This window comes from Streptomyces roseifaciens (assembly GCF_001445655.1).
In the GTDB taxonomy this organism is placed as follows: domain Bacteria; phylum Actinomycetota; class Actinomycetes; order Streptomycetales; family Streptomycetaceae; genus Streptomyces; species Streptomyces aureoversilis.
Genome location: NZ_LNBE01000004.1, coordinates 695357 through 715701, shown reverse-complemented (window position 1 = coordinate 715701; position 20345 = coordinate 695357). Strand labels below are relative to the sequence as shown.

The 20345-nt window shown below is 72.8% G+C and carries 13 protein-coding genes and 1 pseudogene; 10 read left to right on the top strand and 4 right to left on the bottom strand.

Features of this window, described 5'->3' with window-relative positions:
• The first annotated feature begins 115 nt into the window (after positions 1-115).
• The 4 genes from AS857_RS20335 (at position 116) to AS857_RS20320 (ending at position 4408) form a co-directional block, all read left to right on the top strand.
• Positions 116-721 carry a rhomboid-like protein gene (locus AS857_RS20335; protein WP_245700365.1) on the top strand — a complete coding sequence of 202 codons (606 nt, stop codon included), beginning with the start codon at positions 116-118 and terminating at the stop codon, positions 719-721.
• A gap of 70 nt (positions 722-791) precedes the next feature.
• Positions 792-1595 (top strand): tyrosine-protein phosphatase, encoded by an 804-nt coding sequence (locus AS857_RS20330; protein ID WP_058044718.1) that lies wholly within the window; start codon positions 792-794, stop codon positions 1593-1595.
• A gap of 68 nt (positions 1596-1663) precedes the next feature.
• Positions 1664-3607: a hypothetical protein gene (locus tag AS857_RS20325; protein WP_058044717.1), complete on the top strand. Its 1944-nt coding sequence runs from the start codon at positions 1664-1666 to the stop codon at positions 3605-3607.
• 84 nt (positions 3608-3691) lie between these two features.
• Complete coding sequence (locus AS857_RS20320; protein WP_079110811.1) at positions 3692-4408, top strand: TetR/AcrR family transcriptional regulator; 717 nt, start codon at positions 3692-3694, stop codon at positions 4406-4408.
• 4 nt (positions 4409-4412) lie between these two features.
• Here AS857_RS20320 and pulA read toward each other — a convergent pair whose 3' ends face one another.
• Together pulA and AS857_RS20310 are read right to left on the bottom strand one after the other, a co-directional pair.
• The gene (gene pulA / locus AS857_RS20315) at positions 4413-6986 is read right to left on the bottom strand and encodes a pullulanase-type alpha-1,6-glucosidase (RefSeq protein ID WP_079110524.1); all 2574 of its coding nucleotides are present in this window, start codon (positions 6984-6986) and stop codon (positions 4413-4415) included.
• Positions 6987-7236: 250 nt separating this feature from the next.
• Positions 7237-8616, bottom strand: a pseudogene (locus AS857_RS20310) (alpha-amylase); the annotation flags it as partial.
• A gap of 259 nt (positions 8617-8875) precedes the next feature.
• Between AS857_RS20310 and AS857_RS20305 the strand changes: the two are divergent.
• The 6 genes from AS857_RS20305 (at position 8876) to AS857_RS20280 (ending at position 15692) form a co-directional block, all read left to right on the top strand.
• A complete protein-coding gene (locus tag AS857_RS20305) occupies positions 8876-10177 on the top strand; it encodes an extracellular solute-binding protein (protein ID WP_058044714.1) in 1302 nt (433 codons plus the stop codon).
• A 6-nt stretch (positions 10178-10183) separates the two neighbouring features.
• The gene (locus tag AS857_RS20300) at positions 10184-11125 is read left to right on the top strand and encodes a carbohydrate ABC transporter permease (protein ID WP_058044713.1); all 942 of its coding nucleotides are present in this window, start codon (positions 10184-10186) and stop codon (positions 11123-11125) included.
• Positions 11122-11988: a sugar ABC transporter permease gene (locus tag AS857_RS20295; RefSeq protein ID WP_058044712.1), complete on the top strand. Its 867-nt coding sequence runs from the start codon at positions 11122-11124 to the stop codon at positions 11986-11988. Before AS857_RS20300 ends, AS857_RS20295 begins: the two co-directional genes overlap by 4 nt.
• Before the next feature lie 103 nt (positions 11989-12091).
• Complete coding sequence (locus AS857_RS20290) at positions 12092-13729, top strand: glycoside hydrolase family 13 protein (RefSeq protein WP_058044711.1); 1638 nt, start codon at positions 12092-12094, stop codon at positions 13727-13729.
• A gap of 25 nt (positions 13730-13754) precedes the next feature.
• Entirely contained in the window at positions 13755-14807 is a 1053-nt protein-coding gene (locus tag AS857_RS20285; RefSeq protein WP_058044710.1) for a LacI family DNA-binding transcriptional regulator, read from the top strand.
• A gap of 36 nt (positions 14808-14843) precedes the next feature.
• Positions 14844-15692, top strand: coding sequence for a phosphatase PAP2 family protein (locus AS857_RS20280; RefSeq protein WP_079110522.1), 849 nt, complete (start codon positions 14844-14846; stop codon positions 15690-15692).
• A 39-nt stretch (positions 15693-15731) separates the two neighbouring features.
• Here the strand turns inward: AS857_RS20280 and AS857_RS20275 are convergent, their stop codons facing one another.
• Together AS857_RS20275 and glnA are read right to left on the bottom strand one after the other, a co-directional pair.
• Positions 15732-18794, bottom strand: a complete 3063-nt coding sequence (locus AS857_RS20275) for a bifunctional [glutamine synthetase] adenylyltransferase/[glutamine synthetase]-adenylyl-L-tyrosine phosphorylase (protein WP_058044709.1) — start codon at positions 18792-18794, stop codon at positions 15732-15734.
• Between the two features lie 72 nt (positions 18795-18866).
• Positions 18867-20228 carry a type I glutamate--ammonia ligase gene (gene glnA / locus AS857_RS20270; protein ID WP_058044708.1) on the bottom strand — a complete coding sequence of 454 codons (1362 nt, stop codon included), beginning with the start codon at positions 20226-20228 and terminating at the stop codon, positions 18867-18869.
• Positions 20229-20345 lie beyond the last annotated feature (117 nt).

Here is a 20345-nt window from a genome sequence, read left to right as displayed (position 1 = left end):
CCGCAGGCAAGGACACTTCCGCCGCGACGGCGCTCCACCACGACGGCACCGCCGGGCTGCGGCAAGCAGCCCCGCGGCTCTGGCCCGGGCCGGGTTCCCGGGTGACCATGGGCCGGTGATCTCCTTGCCCCGCGTGCCCCAGGTACGCCTCGCGCCCGTCTACGTCGGCGGGCTCCTCGCCGGTTCCTACGCCCTGCACCGGATGCTCGCGCCCGCCGCGCGCGAGCGCATCCTGCGCCGGTGTTCGACCAATGTCGACAATCTCGACGCCGGGCGCTGGGACACCCTGGCGACCAGCGCGCTCCTGACCGAGGGGCCGCTGGAACTGCCCTACGCGCTGCTGCTCCTGGCGGTGCTCGGATACACGGAGTACGCGTACGGCGCCTGGTGGGCGGCGGGCGCGTTCGTCCTCGGGCACGTGGGCGCGTCGCTCCTGGTCTACCGGGGGCTGCGCGCCGTGCGCGCCCCCGCGCGCACGCGGTCCGCGACCGACGTCGGCCCGAGCTACGGGTATTACGCCGCCCTCGGCACGCTGGGCGCGCTCCTCCCGCGGGGCGCGGCCCGCACGGGCGCGTACGCGGCCCTCCTGACCCTCTGCGCCCGCCCCCTCCTGCACCGCCGCCCGACCTTCACGGACGCGGGACACCTGACGGCCCTGGGCCTGGGAATCGGCCTGGGGCTGGGGTGCGAGCGCGGGCTCGCTCTCCGTTCGGCACAATAACGGTAGATAACCGGTAGATATCTGAGCAATATCAGACACGCTGTGCGCTACAGACACAGGAGACGCCCGCATGCCGCAGTTCGACGCCTCGACGATCATCAACCTCCGCGACCTCGGAGGCATCGCGCTGGCCGGCGACTCCGCCGTCCGCCCCGGCCTGCTGCTGCGCTCCGGCCAGCTCGACCGCCTCGACCCCGCCGCGGACCCGGCGGTCGCCGCCCTCGGCATCCACACGGTCGTGGACCTGCGTACCGAGCACGAGCGCGAGGAGCGGCCCGACCAGGTGCCGGACGGCGCCCGACTGATCGTCGCGGACGTGATGGCCGACGGCGCGGCGGCCCGCGCGGCCGCCGGCGACGACGTCCCGGCCAGGCTCGACTCCGTGCTGGGCAACCCCGCGATCGCCGAGGAGTACCTGGGCAACGGCAAGGCCGAGAAGCTGCTGTGCGACTCGTACCGCGCCTTCGTCTCCTCCGAGTCCGGCTGCTCCGCCTACGGCAGCCTGCTGTCCGCGCTCGCCGAGCCGGACTGCGGCCCGCTGCTCTTCCACTGCACGGCGGGCAAGGACCGCACCGGCTGGGCCGCCGCCGTGATCCTGCTGCTCCTGGGCGCGGACGAGGAGACGGTCCGCGCCGAGTACCTCGCGGTGAACCCGGCCGTGCGCACCGCCTTCGCCCCCCTCACCGACCGCTTCACGGCGGCGGGCGGCGACCCGGAGATCGCCGACGCGATCCTGGGGGTGCGCTCCGCCTACCTCACGGCCGCGCTGGAGGAGATGGACCGCGCCTACGGCGGGGTGGAGGCGTACGTCCGCGACGGCCTCGGCCTCCCCGACGACGCCGTCGACCGCATCCGCGCGCGCTGCATCGCCTGACGCAGCAGCACCGGGGGCCCCACCCAAGGGTGAGGTGACCATCTCACCATTCACTCGTTCTACGGATCGTGGAGCAGCAAGCAACAGCCCCCCGCCCCCTCCCCTCCCCCGTCGACGTCGAGCAGGCCGAGGCCGCGCTCATCGAGCACTACCCGCGCCTGGTGCGCCTCGGGTATCTCGTCCTGCCGCCGTCGCTGGGCCGCAACCGCCGCGTGCTGACCGCGCACGCCCTCGCCCAGCGGGCCCTGCCGCGCAACCGCGTCGCGGCGGGCGAGCAGTCCGGTCTGCCGGTGCCGCCGCCGCGCGGCCCCGACGGCTCCCCCGCCGACCCCGGCTACGCCTACGTGCGGCTGCGGGTCCTGCGGGCGGCGCTGGAGGCCGGCCGGCCGCGCGGGCGCTGGCAGTTGCCGCGCCCCGGCCAGCTGCCTCCGCTGCTGCCGCAGGTGTGGGGCCTGCGGCTGTTCCCCCGCTCGGGCGGGGCCGACGAGCTCGCGCTGGACCAGGCCCTGTCCGCCCTGTCGGGCCCCGGCCGCGCGGCGTACGTGCTGCGCGCCCTGGAGCTGCCGGCCGACCGTGACGTCCGCCAGGTGCTGGCGGCGGCGGGGGTGGAGGACCCCGGGGCCGCGGTCCTCGAAGCGGACGGGCTGCGCGCCCCCGCCGGCAGCCGGGACGCCTCGCTGCTGGAGTCCATGGAGTTCGACCCCTGTTCCCTGCAGGCCCGGCCGACGGACCTGATGCGCCGCCGCCAGCACACCCGGGCGGCCATCGCCGCCCTTGCGGCGGCCGCGGTGTGCGGGATGCTCGTGGCACTGCCGGGCGACGGCTGGGGCCCCGACGGCGCGGCCGCCCCGCCCTACGCGCAGAACACCGCGGCGCAACAGGCCCTCGACCCCGCCAAGTTGACGAAGGCGGCGCCGGGCGCCTGGAAGACCGCCGACCGCCCCGGCTTCGCCGCCTGGCCCGCCCGCGGAGACCGCCTCGGCGACCGCGAGCTGCTGCACCGCGCCCTCGCCGTGTGGGCGCGGCCCGGCCGCTCGGTCCAGGTGACGGCCACGCCCGGCACCCCGTCCGGGCCTGCCGCGGGCCCGCCCCAGCTGCTGTACGCGGGCGAGGTCGGCCAGGCCGCGGTCGTCCTGCTCCACGACGGGCTGCGCGTCGTGCGCTACGCCGAGTCGAAGAGCGGCGACGGCGGGGCCGCCGCCCTGGACTTCGCCCGGACCGACGCCGCGGACGCCGACACCGCGACGGCCGTCGTCGTGGGCCGCGCCGACAACAACGTCCGCTATCTGACCGCCCCTTGGGTCGACGAGGTCTCCGTGCGCGACCTCCTCAAGCCGGGCGAGGCGCCGATCCCGCTCCGCCGCGGCGCCGACGGCGTCACGGACCCGACGCCCAGCCCCGCCCCCGCCAGCGACTGCCACGGCTGGCCCGCCCTGCAGATGGGCGGCCGCCTCGTCACCGACCTGGGCGAGCTGACGCCCGCGCGCCTGACCAGCGGCACCCCCGCCGCCCCGCGCGACGTCGGCGACCGGGCCCGGGCCGGCTGGGCCCACACCGCCTGCCACCTGCAGACCATGCGGGGCCAGGGCGTGCGCACGGTCAACGCCTGGCCGTACTCGGTGCAGCAGCTGCCCGGCGGGGCCGGCAGCGCCGAGTGGACGTGCGCCCGGGCCGAGACCTGGCGGGGTGCGGGCAGCCGGGCGCTGGCCCTCTTCCAGGTGCCGGGCGCGCGGGCCGCGGCGGCGGGCACCGTCGTCGCCCGCGCCGAGGACACCCCCGCCTGCGGCACCCGCGACCCGCACGTCCTCGCGGGCGTCCTGTGGAAGTCGGCCGCCGGCACGTGGTACGCCCTGGCGGCGGCGGGCGGCGGCGACGTCCAGTCGGTCACGGCCTCGGGCGGGGTCCGCGGCAGCGCCCCCGGCGACCGGCTGGCGGTCCCGGCCAAGGCCGGGGCTCAGGCCGAGCTGAGTGCGCGCCTCGCCGGTGGACGGCGGATTTCCACTCTGCGATAGCGGCGCTCCAGCAGCTGAAATGGAGTCAGCAGGCCGGAAACCAGGGGCGAATGACGGTTTCCGGTCTGCCCTAAGATGACCGCCATGAAGACCGGGATACGTCGCAGGATGGGTGTCGAGCAGCGCCGTGAGCAGCTGATCTCGGTCGCGCTCGAGCTGTTCGGGCAACGCTCCCCGGACGACGTCTCCATCGACGAGATAGCAGCCGCGGCCGGGATATCCCGGCCGCTCGTCTATCACTACTTCCCCGGGAAGCAGAGCCTCTACGAGGCCGCGCTCGGCCGCGCCGCGCAGGAGCTGTCGGCCCTCTTCGAAGAGCCCCGCGAGGGCCCCCTCGGCGCCCGTCTGCTGCGGGTGATGGGCCGCTTCTTCGACTACGTGGAGGAGCACGGCACGGGCTTCGCCGCCCTCATGCGCGGCGGCCCCGCGGCGGGCTCCGGCAGGACGTGCGCCATGATCGACGGGGTGCGGCGGGCCGCGTACGCCCAGATGCTCGACCACCTGGGCATCCCCGCCCCCGGCCCGCGCCTGGACCTCGCCCTCCGGTCCTGGATCTCGCTCACCGAGACCACGGCCCTGCTCTGGCTCGACGGCCGCCGCATCCCGCGCGGCGAGCTGGAGCTGCAGCTCGTCCACGCCTTCGCGGCGCTCGCGGCCGTCAGCGCCGCCCACGACGACGACATGGCGGCCGTCCTGCACCGCATCCTGGAGGACGAGCCGGTCCACGGGCCGTTCTCCGACCTCGTGAACCGGCTCGGCGGGGTGGCGACCCAGCCTCAGCCCCAGCCCCAGCCGTCCTGACCCGCTAGCCGGCCCTGAAGACGGCGACGGTCCGGGCCGGGACGGTGAAGGTGCCCGTCGCGGGTGCGCAGGCAGCGGCCTTGACGGCCTCGTCCGCTCCGGCCGCCTGCACCGGGTGCAGGGCGCAGGGCCGGCCGGCGAGGGCCGCGATGCGCTGGTCCTGCCGCTGCGGGGTGGCGTTGAGGACGACGACCAGGCCGCCCAGGCGCATCGTGACGACGCCGGGCGTCTCCTCCGGGCCGGACAGCGGGAAGGACAGGGCCTCCTGGACGGCCCCGGCGGTCGCCAGGCCGAAGGCCTTCTCGGTCGTACGGATCCGCAGCAGGTCGCGGTAGGCGGCGGAGGCCGCCTCGACGGGGCCGCAGCCGGCCTTCAGCGCCGGGTCGGCGAGGAGCGGCCGGGCGTGGTCCCACTTGGAGGCGTTGTCGCGTGCCGGGGGCAGGCCGCGGCCGAAGCCGTTGCCGGCGGCGCAGTCCCATTGGATGGCGTTGAACCAGTCGCCGCTGTCGTAGGAGTTGCGGTCCAGCGACTTCGAGCGCAGCCGGTCCGTACCGGCCTGGGACAGCGCCGGGCCCTGGGACAGCGCGGCCGTGGCCATCGCGAGGACCTGCATACGGGCCCGGTCGGCGGGCGACGTGCCCTGCGGGAGCTTGAAGGCGAGGGCGTCGTAGAGGGTTTCGTTGTCGTGGGCGTCGGCGTAGGCGAGGGCGTCCCCGGGTGCGGCGGCGTAGCCGGCGGGCGAGCCGTTGTAGTCGACGTCGGCGCCGCGGACGCTGCGGCCGGCGGAGTCGGTGAACCGGTAGCCGGCGAGGTTGCCCGTCAGGCCGACCTTGATGAGGTCCTGCGCGTGCAGGAGCCGGGCGCGCTGCTCCGCCGGCGTGCCCTGCGGGGCACTGTTGGGGTCGGTGAACAGCCCCGAGGCGAAGCCCTGGACGCGGGGGTCGGCGTCGAAGGGGCCGCCGCCGCGGACGGCGTCGCGGGCGCGGTCGGAGAAGGTGGCGATGCCCGTGCCGGCCATGTTCTTCTGCGTGGCCTGGACGAAGCGCGCGTCGTTCGCGGCCTCGCCGAAGTTCCAGCCCTCGCCGTAGAGGATCACGGACTTGCCGTCGACGCCGTCCCGGGCCGGGGTCAGGGCGTCGAGGGCCTTGCGCACGGCCAGGATGTTCGCCTTGGGGTGGTGGCCCATGAGGTCGAACCGGAAGCCGTCGACCTTGTACTCCTTCGCCCACGTGACCACGGAGTCCACGACGAGCTTGCCCATCATGGCGTTCTCGGGGGCGGTGCCCGCACAGCAGGTGGAGGTCGCGACGCCGCCGTCGTCCAGGAGGCGCTGGTAGTAGCCGGGCACGATGCGGTCGAGGACGGACTTGTCGTCCTGGCCGGAGGCGGCGGTGTGGTTGTAGACGACGTCCATGACGGTCCGCAGCCCGGCACCGGCCAGCCCCTGGACCATCCGCCGGAATTCCAGGGTGCGGCCGGGGCCGTCCGGGTCGGAGGCGTAGGAGCCCTCGGGGACGGTGTAGTGCAGCGGGTCGTAGCCCCAGTTGTACGCGTCGCGGGCGGCTGCCTTGCCGGTGCAGTCCTGCTGGCGGTCGGAGTCGGCCGGGAGGGCGGCGAGGTCGCAGGGCGGGGTCGCCTGGTCGGCGCGCCGCTCGGGGACGGTCGCGAAGTCGAAGGCCGGGAGGAGGTGGACGTAGGAGGTGCCGGCGCCGGCGAGCGACGCCAAGTGCTTCATGCCGGGCGAGGAGCGGTCGGTGAAGGCGAGGTAGTCGCCCTTCGGGGAGAAGTCCCGGATGTGCAGTTCCTGGATCTGCGCGTCGCGCAGCGGAACGGCCTCCGGCTTGCGGAGGCCGCGCCAGCCCGCCGGGGCCAGGGCCGGATCCGCGAGGTCGGTGACGAGACTGCGGGCCGAGTCCGCGGTCAGGGCCGTGGAGTACGGGTCCGTGACGCGGTTGGTGACCACCTTGCCGGCGGCCGGGGCGTGGACGGTCACGGCGTAGCGATACGGCTTGCCGGTCCAGTCACGGCTGCCCGTCGCGCTCCAGACGCCGCTGGCGTCGTCCCGGTGCATCGGCACGGTGCGGCCGTCGAGTTCGAGCGCCACCCGGCGGGCCGTGGGGGCCCAGACGGAGAGCGTGGGGCGGCCGTCGCGGAAGGACGGGCCGAGGGTCGCCCTGCCGGCGGCGGACGCGTACAGGTCGTCGAGCACGCCGGGTGTCTGGACGCCGGTGGCGACGTCGCCGGCGACGGCCGTGAGGGCGCCCTTGAGCGCGGCCCGTTCCTGACCGGGGGTCGCGCCGACGCGGTAGGCGTCGTATCCGGCGAGGTGGGGGTACTTCGTGCGCTGGGCGGGGGTGAGGCCGCCGGGGGTTGCCGTCAGCTCGAAGCCGCCTCTGTCGTGCAGGAGGCGGTGGGGGCGGGCCGGGTCGCCCAGGCCCTTGGGCCAGGCGAGCGTGGTGCGGTCGATCCACTGGACCCTTGCCCCTGTCGGGGGTGGGGTGGCGGCGGTGGCCGTGCCGACGCCGGCAAGTGGCACGAGGGAGCCTATGGCTGCCGCCAATGCGGCCAGTCGTTTCACGGAAGGCTGCTCCTTTGGCTGGGGTCAAAGATGGGGCCTTCCCCTGACCCGCCCCTTCCCGAAACGGGGCTCCGCCCCGGCCCCCGTTGGCCTCAAACGCCGGCCGGGCTGGATTGTGCCGGGCAGCCCGAAAGTCCGAGGCCGGCCACTTCTCAGCCCGTCCGGCGTTTGAGGACGAGCGCGTTCAGCGCGACAGGGGTCCGGGGGCTTGCCCCCGGTTACGGGAAGGGGCGGGTCAGGGGAAAAATCAACCGCACGTACGCGCGCCCACATGCAGCGCCAGCGCCGTGCCCGGCGCCACGGTCGCCGTGAAGCGCCCGTTCGCGTCCACGGTCACCCGCCGCCCGCTCTGCACGTCGCAGTACTCACCGCCGGGCAGGGACGTCTGGAACGTGCGGCCGAGCGCGGAGAACTCGTGGTTGAGGACGACGTAGCCCTTGTCGCCGCGTCCGAAGGCGACGGCCTGGTACCCGTTGTCCCACCAGTTGCCGGCCGCCGTGCCCCGCACCGCGTTGCGGAAGCCGACCATGCTCCGGATCTCCGGCCACTTGTGCTGGCACTTCCAGCCGTCCTGCCAGCAGGCCCCCACCGCGCCGCCGTTCGGCGGCCCGGCGTCGCGGTCGGTGAATTCGTAGCCGGAGTGGACGTCGGGCGAGCCGTAGGGCCAGGCGAGCATGAAGACGCTGGCGAGGGTGTAGTCGGCGCCGTCCTTGTAGCTGAGGGTGTCGCCGCCGCGTTCGGTGTCGTGGTTGTCGACGAAGACGGACGCCTGCCCGCCGGGCAGGTAGCCCCAGCCTTCGCCGTAGTTCTTGAGGTACGCGAGCCGCTCGTGCTGGAAGACCCGCTTGAGGTCGCGTGCGTAGCGGAACTCCTGGGCGTCGCCGGTGCCGAGGTATTCCTCGGGCCGGACGGCTTCGCCCTCGCCGTGGATGGTCTCGTGCTTCCAGTGGACGCCGCTCCGGCTCAGCCGGGACTTGATGTCCGCGAGGTCGGCCGCGGGGATGTGCTTGGCGGCGTCGATGCGGAAGCCGTCGACGCCGAGCGACAGCAGGTCGTTCAGGTACCGGGCGATGCGCCCGCGCACGTGCTCCTCGCCCGTGTCCAGGTCGGCGAGGCCGACGAGTTCGCAGTCCTGGACGTTGCGGCGGTCGCGGTAGTCGCCGACGACGGCGGTGCAGTCGTCCATGTCCTGGCGCTGGTACGTACCGGGGTAGTCGTACTTCGTATACGCGGAGCCGCCGGTTCCGGTGCCGGATCCGGCGGCCATGTGGTTGACGACGGCGTCGACGACGACCTTGACGCCCGCGCCATGACATGAATTGACCATGTTCGCGAAGGAGGACCTGTCCCCCAGCCGGCCCGCGATCGCGTAGCTCACCGGCTGGTACGAGGTCCACCACTGCGGTCCCTGCACGTGTTCCTGGGGCGGGGAGACCTGGACGTAGCCGTAACCGGCCGGGCCCAGGGCGTCCTTGCACTCCTTCGCGACCGCGTCGTACTTCCACTCGAAGAGGACGGCCGTGACGTCCTTGCCGCCGGGCGCGGCGGCCTCCGCCCGGGGGACACAGACCGTGACGGCGGCCGCCAGGGCAAAGGCCGCAGAAAGGGTTCTTCGGGCTGTCGCAGGCATGCGGAGCTCCTGGGGGTGGGGGATGTGCAGCAATGAAGGTTCTTGCGCAAGCCGTTCGCAAGCCAACCGGAACCTGCTGCGCACGAGACCGTACGAGCCGGGTAACGGCCGGTCAACCCCTGGGACACGAGACGGTTACCACCGAGAAATCTCGCCGTTTCGTTCTTGCAAACCCTTTCGCAAGAGATTGCAGCCTGTTACGTTCCTCCACAGCTCGGGGCCGCCCGCGACGGTCGGCCTCCTTCATGAGGAGATCCATATGCGAAGAGGCATATCGGTCGCTGCCGTCGTCGGTGTGCTGGCACTCACCGCGACCGCGTGCGGCGGTGACGGCGGGGGCGGGAACGACGGCGCCAAGGCGGCGAGCGACCCGGGCAGTGTGAGCGGCACGGTGACCTGGTGGGACACCTCGGACGCCACCAACGAGGCGCCCGCGTTCAAGAAGCTGGTCTCGGCGTTCGAGCAGAAGTACCCGAAGATCAAGGTCGAGTACGTCAACGTGCCGTTCGACCAGGCCCAGCAGAAGTTCAAGACCGCCGCCGCCACCGGCAAGGGCGCCCCGGACGTGCTGCGCTCCGACGTCGGCTGGACGCCCGGCTTCGCCCAGCTCGGCTACCTCAAGGACCTCACCGGCACCCCGGCGCTCGACAAGCCCGAGGACTTCCTCGAGGGGCCGCTGAAGAACGCGGCGTACCAGGGCAAGACGTACGGCGTCCCGCAGGTCACCGACACCCTCGGACTGCTCTACAACAAGGAGCTGTTCCGGAAAGCGGGCGTCGACAAGCCGCCGGCCACCTGGCAGGAGGTCAAGGACGCCGCCCTGAAGATCAAGGAGAAGACGGGCGCGGAGGGCATCGGCCTCAGCCCCGACAGCTACTACTCGCTGCCCTTCCTCTACGGCGAGAAGAGCGACATGGTCGACGTCGCCAAGAAGAAGATCACCATCTCCTCGGCCGCGTCCCGCAAGGGCATCGAGACGGCCGTCGACCTGGTGAAGTCCGGCGCCGCGCCCAAGCCGGCCGGCACCGACGGCTACAACGCCCTCAAGACGGACTTCAAGAACGGCAAGCTGGCGATGCTGCTCGACGGCCCCTGGGCGACCAAGGAGATCTTCGGCGGCGACGCGTACAAGTCCAAGGACAACCTGGGCATCTCGGCCGTCCCGGCCGGTTCCACGGGCACCGCGGGCGCGCCGGTCGGCGGCCACAACCTGGTGGTCTACGCCGGCTCGAAGAACTTCGACGCCTCCTACCTCTTCACGCGCTTCATGACCGACACCGCGCAGCAGGAGCAGGCCTCGACCGGCGTGGGCGTGCTGCCGACGCGCAAGTCCGCCTACACCAAGGACGTCCTGGCCGACCCGGTGCGCAGCGCGTACCACCAGGCGCTGTCGAAGGCCCACCCGCGGCCCGCGATCCCGCAGGGCGGCGACCTCTTCACGGACTGGCTCCAGCACTACACGAAGATCCTCACGCTCAAGGAGGAGCCGAAGGCAGGGCTGGACGCCACGGCCAAGGCCTGGCAGTCCGCGCTCCTCAAGGACTACGGCATCGAGGAGTAGGGCCTGATGGCCACAGTCGTCACCACGGTCCGGCGATCCTTCGGCACCCACTGGTACGCGTGGGCGATGGTGCTGCCCGTCGTCATCGTCCTCGCGGTCCTCGTCGGCTACCCGCTGGGCAAGGGCGTCTACCTGTCCTTCACCGACGCCAACGAGGCGAACGTCGCGCGCACCATCGGGGTCAACCACATAGAGGCGACCTACAAGTCGGTCGGCCTGGACAACTACTGGAAGGTGCTCTCCGGGCAGGAGGGACACTTCTACTCCCGCCTCGGCTGGACGGTGGTGTGGACCGCGTCGTGCGTGTTCCTGCACTACACGCTCGGTCTCGGGCTCGCCCTCCTGCTCAACCGGCCGATGCGGTTCCGGGCGCTGTACCGGGTGCTGCTGATCCTGCCGTGGGCGGTGCCGGCCTTCGTCGCCACCTTCTCCTGGCGGCTGATGTTCAACGAGAAGTACGGCGTGCTCAACGCCTTCCTGACGAAGCTGGGCATGGACCCGGTGGACTGGCTGGGCGACGCGACGCTGCAGAAGGTGTCGGCGGTGGCGGTGAACGTCTGGCTGGGCGTGCCGTTCATGATGGTCGCGATCCTGGGCGGGCTGCAGTCCATCCCGCGGGAGCTGCACGAGGCCGCGGAGATGGACGGCGCCACCCCCTGGCAGCGTTTCCGGCACGTGACGCTGCCGGGGCTGAAGTCCGTGAGCGGGACGGTGATCCTGCTCGGCGTGATCTGGACGTTCAACATGTTCCAGGTCATCTACCTGCTGATCGGGCAGGGCGCGAGCTCCGAGAGCGAGATCCTCGTGACCTACGCCTACCGGCTCGCCTTCCAGGGCGTCCGCGACTACGCGGGCTCGGCCACGTACGGCATCCTCATCCTCTCGCTGCTGCTGGTCTTCGCCGTCTTCTACCGCCGGATGCTCACCCGACAGGAGGCAGTGCGATGAGCACCGCCCAGCCCGCACGCCCCCTCCGGCACCGCCCGCGCGAGCAGCGCTCGCGCACGGCGTCGGCCGCGCTGCACACGGCGCTGGTCGCCGCGAGCCTGGTGTCGGTGTTCCCGATCGCCTTCATCGTCTTCGTCTCGCTGCGGGGGCGCGACGGCTGGCAGGAGCCCACGCGGCTGGTCGGCTTCGACGTCTCCAACTACAGCCACATCCTCGGGGAGACCAAGTTCCTGACGTGGTTCGGCAATTCGGTGATCGTGGCGCTGGGGGCGACCGTCCTCGGCGTGCTCATCGCGGCGACCGCCGGCTACGCCGTCTCGCGGATGCGCTTCCCCGGTCACCGGCCGCTGATGTGGACCTTCCTGGTCGTTCAGATGTTCCCGATGGCGGTGCTGATCGTGCCGCTGTACAACATTCTCGGTGAGCTGGAACTCCTGGACTCCTACACCGGGCTGATCGTGACGTACTGCTCGATCTCCGTACCGTTCTGCGCGTGGATGCTCAAGGGGTACTTCGACACCGTCCCCGTCGAGATCGACGAGGCGGGGCGGGTGGACGGGCTGACCCCCTTCGGGACGTTCTGGCGGCTCATCGTGCCGCTCGCCCGCCCGGGCCTGGCCGTGACCGGCTTCTACTCCTTCATCACCGCCTGGGGCGAGGTCGCCTTCGCCACCCAGTTCATGAGCAGCGAGGAGCACTACACCCTCGCCGTGGGCCTGCAGACGTTCGTCGGCCAGCAGAAGGCCGAGTGGGGCCTGATGACGGCCGCGGCCGTGCTGATCACCATTCCGGCGGCCCTGGTGTTCTTCGTCGCCCAGCGGCACCTGGTGGCCGGCCTGACCGCGGGCGGCACCAAGGGCTGACCGCCACCGGCACCCGCTGACCTTGTCCGCCCGCCGTCGTTGACCCGTTGGGATCCACGGGATCCACCGCTTCCGCCTCCGCAACCGAATCGATAGGACGTACATGACCCAGGACCTCGCGCCCTCCGTCCGCCCGGCCGCCGCCGCCCCGTCCGAGGCCGTATCCGAGGGATGGTGGCGCAGCGCCGTCATCTACCAGGTGTACGTGCGCTCGTTCGCCGACAGCGACGGCGACGGCATCGGCGACCTGCGCGGGATCCGCGACCGCCTGCCGTACCTGGCCGAGCTGGGCGTGGACGCGGTGTGGCTCACGCCGTTCTTCGCCTCGCCGCAGGCGGACGGCGGCTACGACGTCGCGGACTACCGGGCCGTGGACCCGCTGTTCGGGGACCTGTCCGACGCGGACGACCTGGTGCGGGAGGCGCACCGGCTGGGCCTGCGGGTGATCGTCGACATCGTGCCCAACCACACCTCCGACCAGCACGCCTGGTTCCGGGCGGCCCTCGCCGACAGAGAGGGCGGTCCGGCGCGGGAGCGCTACCACTTCCGGCCGGGCCGCGGCACGGCCGGGGAACTGCCGCCGAACGACTGGGAGTCGGTCTTCGGCGGCCCGGCGTGGACGCGCACGGCGCGCCCGGACGGCACGCCCGGCGAGTGGTACCTGCACCTGTTCGCACCCGAGCAGCCCGACCTCAACTGGGAGAACCGGGAGGTCCGCGAGGAATTCGAGTCCGTGCTGCGGTTCTGGCTGGACCTGGGCGTGGACGGCTTCCGCATCGACGTCGCGCACGGCATGGTCAAGGCGCCGGGGCTGCCGGACATCGGGCTGAGCGAGCAGGCGAAGCTCATCGGGGCCCAGGTGCTGCCCTTCTTCGACCAGGACGGGGTGCACGAGATCCACCGCGCCTGGCGGCGGCTGCTGGACTCCTACCCGGGCGAGCGGATCGGCGTGGCGGAGGCGTGGGCGCCGACCTCGGAGCGGCTCGCGCTGTACGTGCGCCCGGACGAGCTGCACCAGGCGTTCAACTTCCAGTTCCTGACCTGCGACTGGGGCGCCGGCTCGATGCGCGCGGTGATCGACGACTCGCTGGCGGCGACCCGCTCGGTGGGCGCGCCCACGACCTGGGTGCTCTCCAACCACGACGTGGTGCGGCACACCACGCGCTACGGCGGCGGGGAGCGCGGCCTGGCGCGGGCGCGGGCGGCGGCGCTGCTGATGCTGGCCCTGCCGGGCTCGGCGTACGTCTACCAGGGCGAGGAGCTGGGCCTGCCGGAGGTCGTGGACCTGCCGGACGAGGTGCGCCAGGACCCGGCGTTCTTCCGCGGCGACGGGCAGGACGGCACGCGCGACGGCTGCCGGGTGCCGATCCCGTGGTCGGGCGGGGCCGCCCCGTACGGCTTCGGGCCGGGCGGCAGCTGGCTGCCGCAGCCGGAGCAGTGGGCGGAGCTGTCGGTGGCGGCGCAGTCCGGGGACCCGCGCTCGACGCTGGAGCTCTACCGCTCGGCGCTCGCCCTGCGCCACGAGCTGCCGGGCCTGGGCGACGGGGAGATGACGTGGCTGGAGGCGCCCGAGGGCGTGCTGGCCTTCGCCCGGCCGGGCCTGGTGTGCACGCTGAACACGAGCGACGAGGAGGTCGGGATGCCGGTGCCGGGCCGCCCGGTGCTGGCCACGGCCGCCTTGGAATTCACCGGTGGTACGGTCCGTATCCCCTCTGATTCATGTGTTTGGTGGGCAGTCTGAAATGCGACCGGTAAGGTCCAGTCCTGTGACCGCACGGCTGGCCGATATCGCAGCCCAAGCGGGTGTCAGCGAAGCAACCGTCAGCCGGGTACTCAACGGGAAGCCGGGGGTCGCCGCCTCCACCCGCGAGTCCGTGCTGGCCGCGCTCGACGTCCTGGGCTACGAGCGCCCCGTACGGCTGCGGCAGCGCAGCGCGGGCCTGGTCGGGCTGATCACGCCCGAGCTGGACAACCCCATATTCCCGGCCTTCGCCCAGGTGATAGGCCAGGCCCTGACGCGCCAGGGCTACACCCCGGTGCTGGCCACGCAGACGCCCGGCGGCTCCACGGAGGACGAGCTCACGGAGATGCTCGTCGACCGCGGGGTCTCCGGCATCATCTTCGTCTCCGGGCTGCACGCCGACACCTCGGCGGACATGCAGCGCTACGAGCGGCTGCGGGCCCAGGGCGTGCCGTTCGTGCTGATCAACGGCTTCTCGTCGAAGGTGCGGGCGCCGTTCGTCTCGCCGGACGACCGGGCCGCGGTGCGGCTGGCCGTCACCCATTTGGCCGCACTGGGGCACCGGCGGATCGGCCTGGCGCTGGGGCCGCGGCGGTACGTGCCGGTGCAGCGCAAGATCGAGGGGTTCCTGCGCAGCATGCGCGAGGAGCTGGGCCTGGCGGAGGCCGAGGCCGAGCAGCTGGTGCAGCACTCGCTGTTCACGCTGGAGGGTGGTCAGGCGGCGGCAGCGGCGCTCATCGAGCGCGGCTGCACGGCCGTGGTGTGCGCGAGCGACATGATGGCGCTGGGCGTGATCCGGGCGGCCCGTCAGCACGGCCTGGAGGTCCCGCGCGACGTCTCGGTCGTCGGCTTCGACGACTCGCCGCTCATCGCCTTCACGGACCCGCCGCTGACGACGATCCGGCAGCCGGTGCAGTCGATGGGGCAGGCCGCGGTGCGCGCGCTGCTGGAGGAGATCGGCGGCACCCCGGCGCCGCACAGCGAGTTCGTCTTCCTCCCCGAACTGGTGGTTCGGGGTTCAACCGCATCGGTCCCGGAAACCCGGCCGAAAGCGGGCGAAGACCAGACTTGGGGATGATCTGCCGCAGGCCGGTTTCTGGCAGACTGTTTCCCTATGGGTGAAGCGACGGCAAGGACACTGGAAGGCCGGACGGCCGCCCCGCCACCCACCGAGGAGCGAGCGGACAGGCCGTCGGCGGACGGTGCCACCGAGCAGCGGACCGGCCTGCGGAGGCTTCGTGCTCCGCGCAGGCCGCGTCTGTGGTTCGAGGTGCTGCTGATCGCGGTGAGTTACTGGACGTACTCCCTGGTGCGCAACGCCGTTCCCGAGCAGCGGGCGGCAGCCCTCCGCAACGCGGACTGGATATGGCGGGCCGAGCACACACTGCAGATCGCCGTGGAGAATTCGATCAACCACGCGGTGAATTCGGTGACGTGGCTGATCGTGGGCATGAACTACTACTACGCCACCTTGCACTTCGTGCTGACGATCGGTGTGCTGGTGTGGCTCTACCGATGGCATCCGGGCCGTTATTCCGCCGCCCGGCTGGCCCTCTTCGCCACCACGGCCGTGGCGTTGCTCGGCTATTACCTCTTCCCCCTGGCCCCGCCCCGGCTGATGCTGGGCGAGAGCTTCGTCGACACCGTCGTGGTGCACCACACCTGGGGCTCCATGGCCTCGGGCAACCTGGCCGACATGTCCAACCAGTACGCGGCGATGCCGTCGATGCACATCGGCTGGTCCACCTGGTGCGGCGTCATCATCGCGATGGTGGCGCGCCCGGTGTGGGCGAAGGTCCTCGGCCTGCTGTATCCGTTCGCCACGCTGGTGGTCATCGTGGCGACGGCCAACCACTTCTGGCTCGACGCCGTGGGGGGCCTGCTCTGCCTCTCGTTCGGCTTCGCCGTCTCCTTCGCGTGGTTCGGGGCGACGCCGGGCCGGCTCGCGCGGCGCGTGGCGTAGCCCCGCCGGGGCCCGGCGACCGCGGCCCCCGGCCGCGGCTCACGCCCCGTAGAACAGCTCGTCCACGACGGCGCGGGCGCGCCGCGTCGTCCGCCGGTATTCGTCGAGCATGTCCCCCACGTGGCCCGGCTCGTAGCCGAGGTAGCGGCCCACGGCCGCGAGCTCCCGCGGCTCCGTGGGGAAGGTGTCCCCGGACCGGCCGCGCACGAGCATGACCGCATTGCGCACGCTCGTCGCGAGAACCCACGCATCATCCAGGATGGCAGCCGCCTCCGTGCTCAGCAGCTCGGCGGCGCAGGCCGCGGCGAGCGCCTCGCGGGTGCGGGTCGTGCGCAGCCCGGGCTCGGCCCAGGCGTGCCGCAGCTGCAGCAGCTGGACGGTCCACTCCACGTCCGACAGGCCGCCGCGCCCGAGCTTGGTGTGGGTCGTGGGGTCCGCGCCGCGCGGCAGGCGCTCGCGCTCCATGCGGGCCTTGAGCCGCCGGATCTCGCGCACCGCGTCCTCGCCGAGGCCCTCGGCGGGATAGCGCAGCGGGTCGATCAGGTCGATGAACCGCTGCCCCAGCTCGGCGTCGCCCGCGACCGGCTTGGCGCGCAGCAGCGCCTGGCTCTCCCACACCAGCGACCAGCGCCGGTAGTAGGCGGCGTACGAGGCGAGGCTGCGCACGATGGGGCCCGACTTGCCCTCGGGCCGCAGGTCCGCGTCGATGTGCAGGGGCGGATCGGTCGTGGGAAGTTGGAGGAGGCGGCGCATCTCCCCCGCGACGGCGGAGGCCGCCTTGGCCGCCTCCTCGTCGGGGACGCCCTCGCGGGGCTCGTGCACGAAGAGCACGTCGGCGTCCGAGCCGTAGCCCTGCTCGTGGCCGCCGAAGCGGCCCATGCCGATGACGGCGAAGCGCGTGGGCAGGGTCTCGCCCCACTCGGCGCGCACCGCGGCGCGCAGGGCGCCCGCGACGGCGGCGGCGTTGAGGTCGGAGACGGCGTCGCCGACGGTGTCGACGCGGACGTGGGGGTCGCGCTCGCCGTTGGGCGTGCCCGCGCCCTGGGAGCCGTTGCGCCCGTAGGCCCCGATGATGTCCGAGGCGGCGGTGCGGAACAGCTCGCGGCGGCGGACCCCGCGGACGGCGACGATCGCGGCCTCGGCGCCCTCCGAGCGGTTGACGGCGGCCAGCGTCTCCTGTTCGAGGGCCTCCCGGCCGCGGGGGCGCAGGCCCTCGGGGTCGCCGAGCAGGGCCACGGCCTCGGGGGCGCGCAGCAGCAGGTCGGGGGCGAGGCGGCCGGCGGAGAGCACGCGGGCGAGGTTCTCGGCGGCGGCGCCCTCGTCGCGCAGCAGCCGCAGGTACCAGGGGGTGCGGCCGAGGGCGTCGGAGACCTTGTGGAAGTTGAGCAGGCCGGCGTCGGGGTCGGCGGAGTCGGCGAACCAGCCGAGCAGGACGGGCAGCAGGGTGCGCTGGATGGCGGCCTTGCGGGACACGCCCGAGGCGAGCGCCTCCAGGTGGCGCAGGGCGGCGGCGGGGTCGGCATAGCCGAGGGCCTGCAGGCGGTTGCCCGCCTCCTTGGCGCTGAGCCGGATCTCGCCGGGCTCCAGCTGGGCGACGGCGTCCAGCAGCGGCCGGTAGAAGAGCTTCTCGTGCAGCCGGCGCACCTCGCGCGCGTGCCGCTTCCACTCGCGGCCGAGGCCGTCGACCGGCTCCGTGCCCGGCGGCCACTGCAGGACGCGGGCGAGGGACCGGCCGAGGCGGCGCTGGTCGGCCTCGGCCTCCGGCATCAGGTGCGTGCGGCGCAGGCGGTGGAGCTGGATGTGGTGCTCCATCGTGCGCAGGAAGCGGTAGGCGGCGTCGAGCGCGGCGGCGTCGGAGCGGCCCACGTAACCGCCCGCGGCCAGGGCGGTCAGGGCGTCGAGGGTGCCGGAGGCGCGCAGCGTGGCGTCGCCGCGGCCGTGGACGAGCTGCAGCAGCTGCACGGCGAACTCGACGTCGCGCAGGCCGCCCGGGCCCAGCTTGAGCTCGCGGTCGACCTGGCCGGCGGGGATGGAGGCGATGACGCGGCGACGCATCTGCTGCACGTCGGGCACGAAGTTCTCGCGCTCGGCGGCCTGCCACACCAGGGGGGCGAGGGCGTCCGTGTAGGCCCGGCCCAGGGCGAGGTCCCCGGCGACCGGGCGGGCCTTGAGCAGGGCCTGGAACTCCCAGGTCTTGGCCCAGCGTTGGTAGTAGGCGAGGTGGCTGGAGAGGGTGCGCACGAGGGGGCCGTTGCGGCCCTCGGGCCGCAGGTTGGCGTCCACGGGCCAGATGGTGCCCTCGGGCGTGACGTCGGAGCAGACGCGCATCATCCGCGAGGCCAGCCGCGTGGCGGCCTGCAGGGCGGCGCCCTCGGCCGTCCCCTCCTTCGCCTCCGCCACGAAGACGACGTCCACGTCCGAGACGTAATTGAGCTCCCCGCCGCCGCACTTGCCCATGCCGATGACCGCGAGCCTGCAGGCCGCGGCGTCCCCGGGCTGCTCCTCGGCGGCGATGCCGAGGGCGGCGCGCAGGGTGACGGTGGCCAGGTCCGCGAGCTCGGCGGCGGTCTGGGCGACGTCGGTGGTGCCGCACACGTCCCGCGCGGCGATGGTCAGCAGGCAGCGGCGGTAGGCGGCGCGCAGGGCGTCCGCGGCGTCCAGCCCGGCCTCCCGGCCGCCGCGCGCGCCGTCGGCCAGCGCCTTTTCGAACTCCGGTACGCCCGGGTTGAGATCGGCCGCCTCGTAGGTGACGAGCGCGTGCCAGTCGCCGGGGTGGCGGGCGAGGTGGTCGCCGAGGGCCTCGGAGGCGCCGAGGACCCCGAGCAGCCGGTCGCGCAGCGGCTTGGCGGTGACGAGCGTGTCCATCAGGGCCTGCCGGTCGCCGCCGTCCCTGGCGTCCAGCGCCTCCGCGAGCCGCACCAGGCCGTGCAGCGCGAGGTCGGGATCGGCGGTGGTGCCGAGGGCGTCGAGCAGGACGGGGTCGGTGCGTCTCGCCGCGAGCGCCGGAGCCTCCAGCCGCCGCTCGGCGGCCGCCGGATCGGTGAAGCCGTACTTCAGCAGCCGGGTGTACGAGCTGCTGCGACGCCCTTCAGGCAGTGTCATCGGCACCTCTCGCTCGCGCGCTGCGGCCATGATAGCCGCGGGACCTCGCGGCCCCGCGGCCCCGGCTCCCGCCTACAGCACCGGCAGCATCTTGCGCAGCTCGAACGCCGTGACCTCCGAGCGGTACTCCTCCCACTCCTGCTTCTTGTTGCGCAGGAAGAAGTCGAAGACGTGCTCGCCGAGGGTCTCGGCCACCAGTTCGCTGCGCTCCATCAGCTCGATGGCCTCGCCGAGGTTCTGCGGCAGCGGCTCGATGCCCATGGCGCGGCGCTCGGAGTCGGACAGCGCCCACACGTCGTCGTCGGCGCCGGCCGGGAGCTCGTAGCCCTCCTCGATGCCCTTGAGGCCCGCGGCCAGCAGGACCGCGTAGGTCAGGTAGGGGTTGGCGCCGGAGTCGATGGAGCGGACCTCCACGCGCGTCGACCCCGTCTTGCCGGGCTTGTACATGGGGACGCGGATGAGCGCGGAGCGGTTGTTGTGGCCCCAGCAGATGTACGAGGGGGCCTCGCCGCCGGCGCCCGCGGTGCGCTGCGAGCCGCCCCAGATGCGCTTGTAGGAGTTGACCCACTGGTTGGTGACGGCGGAGGTCTCCGCGGCGTGCCGGAGCAGGCCGGCGATGAAGGACCGGCCGACCTTGGAGAGCTGGTACTCGGCGCCGGACTCGTAGAAGGCGTTGCGGTCGCCCTCGAAGAGGGAGAGGTGGGTGTGCATGCCCGAGCCGGGGTACTCGGAGAACGGCTTGGGCATGAACGTGGCCTGCACGCCCTGCTCCAGCGCGACCTGCTTCATCACGAGCCGGAAGGTCATGATGTTGTCGGCGGTGGAGAGCGCGTCGGCGTAGCGCAGGTCGATCTCCTGCTGGCCGGGGGCGCCCTCGTGGTGGCTGAACTCGACCGAGATGCCCATCGATTCGAGCATGGTGATCGCCTGGCGGCGGAAGTCCATGCCCACGTTCTGCGGGGTGTGGTCGAAGTAGCCGGAGGAGTCGGCGGGCACCGGGCGGGTGCCGTCCACCGGCTTGTCCTTGAGCAGGAAGAACTCGATCTCGGGGTGGGTGTAGAAGGTGAAGCCGAGGTCGGAGGTCTTGGCGAGGATGCGCTTGAGGACGTAGCGCGGGTCCGCGTAGGAGGGCGAGCCGTCGGGCATGAGGATGTCGCAGAACATCCGGGCGGTGCCGGGGGCCTCGGCGCGCCAGGGCAGGATCTGGAAGGTGCCCGGATCCGGCTTGGCGATCATGTCGGACTCGTAGACCCGCGCGAAGCCCTCGATCGCGGAGCCGTCGAAGCCGATGCCCTCGTCGAAGGCCTGCTCCAGCTCGGCGGGGGCGACGGCCACGGACTTCAGATAGCCCAGCACGTCGGTGAACCACAGCCGCACGAAGCGGATGTCGCGCTCTTCCAGAGTGCGGAGCACGAACTCCTGCTGCTTATCCATAGCTACCCATCCTCGCTGGTCAGGCCGCCCCTTCCCAAGCCGCGGGGCACGTCGGGGGGCATAGAGCATCCCACCACATGATGTCGGGCGCGTTGCATGCGTGAGTCCGAACGCGGA

What these genes read in the sequence shown, in the direction of transcription:
- AS857_RS20280 (WP_079110522.1), top strand. Translation starts at nt 14,844, where the DNA reads ATGGGTGAAGCGACGGCAAGGACACTGGAAGGCCGGACGGCCGCCCCG.
- AS857_RS20320 (WP_079110811.1), top strand. Translation starts at nt 3,692, where the DNA reads ATGAAGACCGGGATACGTCGCAGGATGGGTGTCGAGCAGCGCCGTGAG.
- AS857_RS20295 (WP_058044712.1), top strand. Translation starts at nt 11,122, where the DNA reads ATGAGCACCGCCCAGCCCGCACGCCCCCTCCGGCACCGCCCGCGCGAG.
- AS857_RS20275 (WP_058044709.1), bottom strand. Translation starts at nt 18,794, where the DNA reads ATGACACTGCCTGAAGGGCGTCGCAGCAGCTCGTACACCCGGCTGCTG.
- AS857_RS20305 (WP_058044714.1), top strand. Translation starts at nt 8,876, where the DNA reads ATGCGAAGAGGCATATCGGTCGCTGCCGTCGTCGGTGTGCTGGCACTC.
- AS857_RS20290 (WP_058044711.1), top strand. Translation starts at nt 12,092, where the DNA reads ATGACCCAGGACCTCGCGCCCTCCGTCCGCCCGGCCGCCGCCGCCCCG.
- AS857_RS20330 (WP_058044718.1), top strand. Translation starts at nt 792, where the DNA reads ATGCCGCAGTTCGACGCCTCGACGATCATCAACCTCCGCGACCTCGGA.
- AS857_RS20300 (WP_058044713.1), top strand. Translation starts at nt 10,184, where the DNA reads ATGGCCACAGTCGTCACCACGGTCCGGCGATCCTTCGGCACCCACTGG.
- glnA (WP_058044708.1), bottom strand. Translation starts at nt 20,228, where the DNA reads ATGGATAAGCAGCAGGAGTTCGTGCTCCGCACTCTGGAAGAGCGCGAC.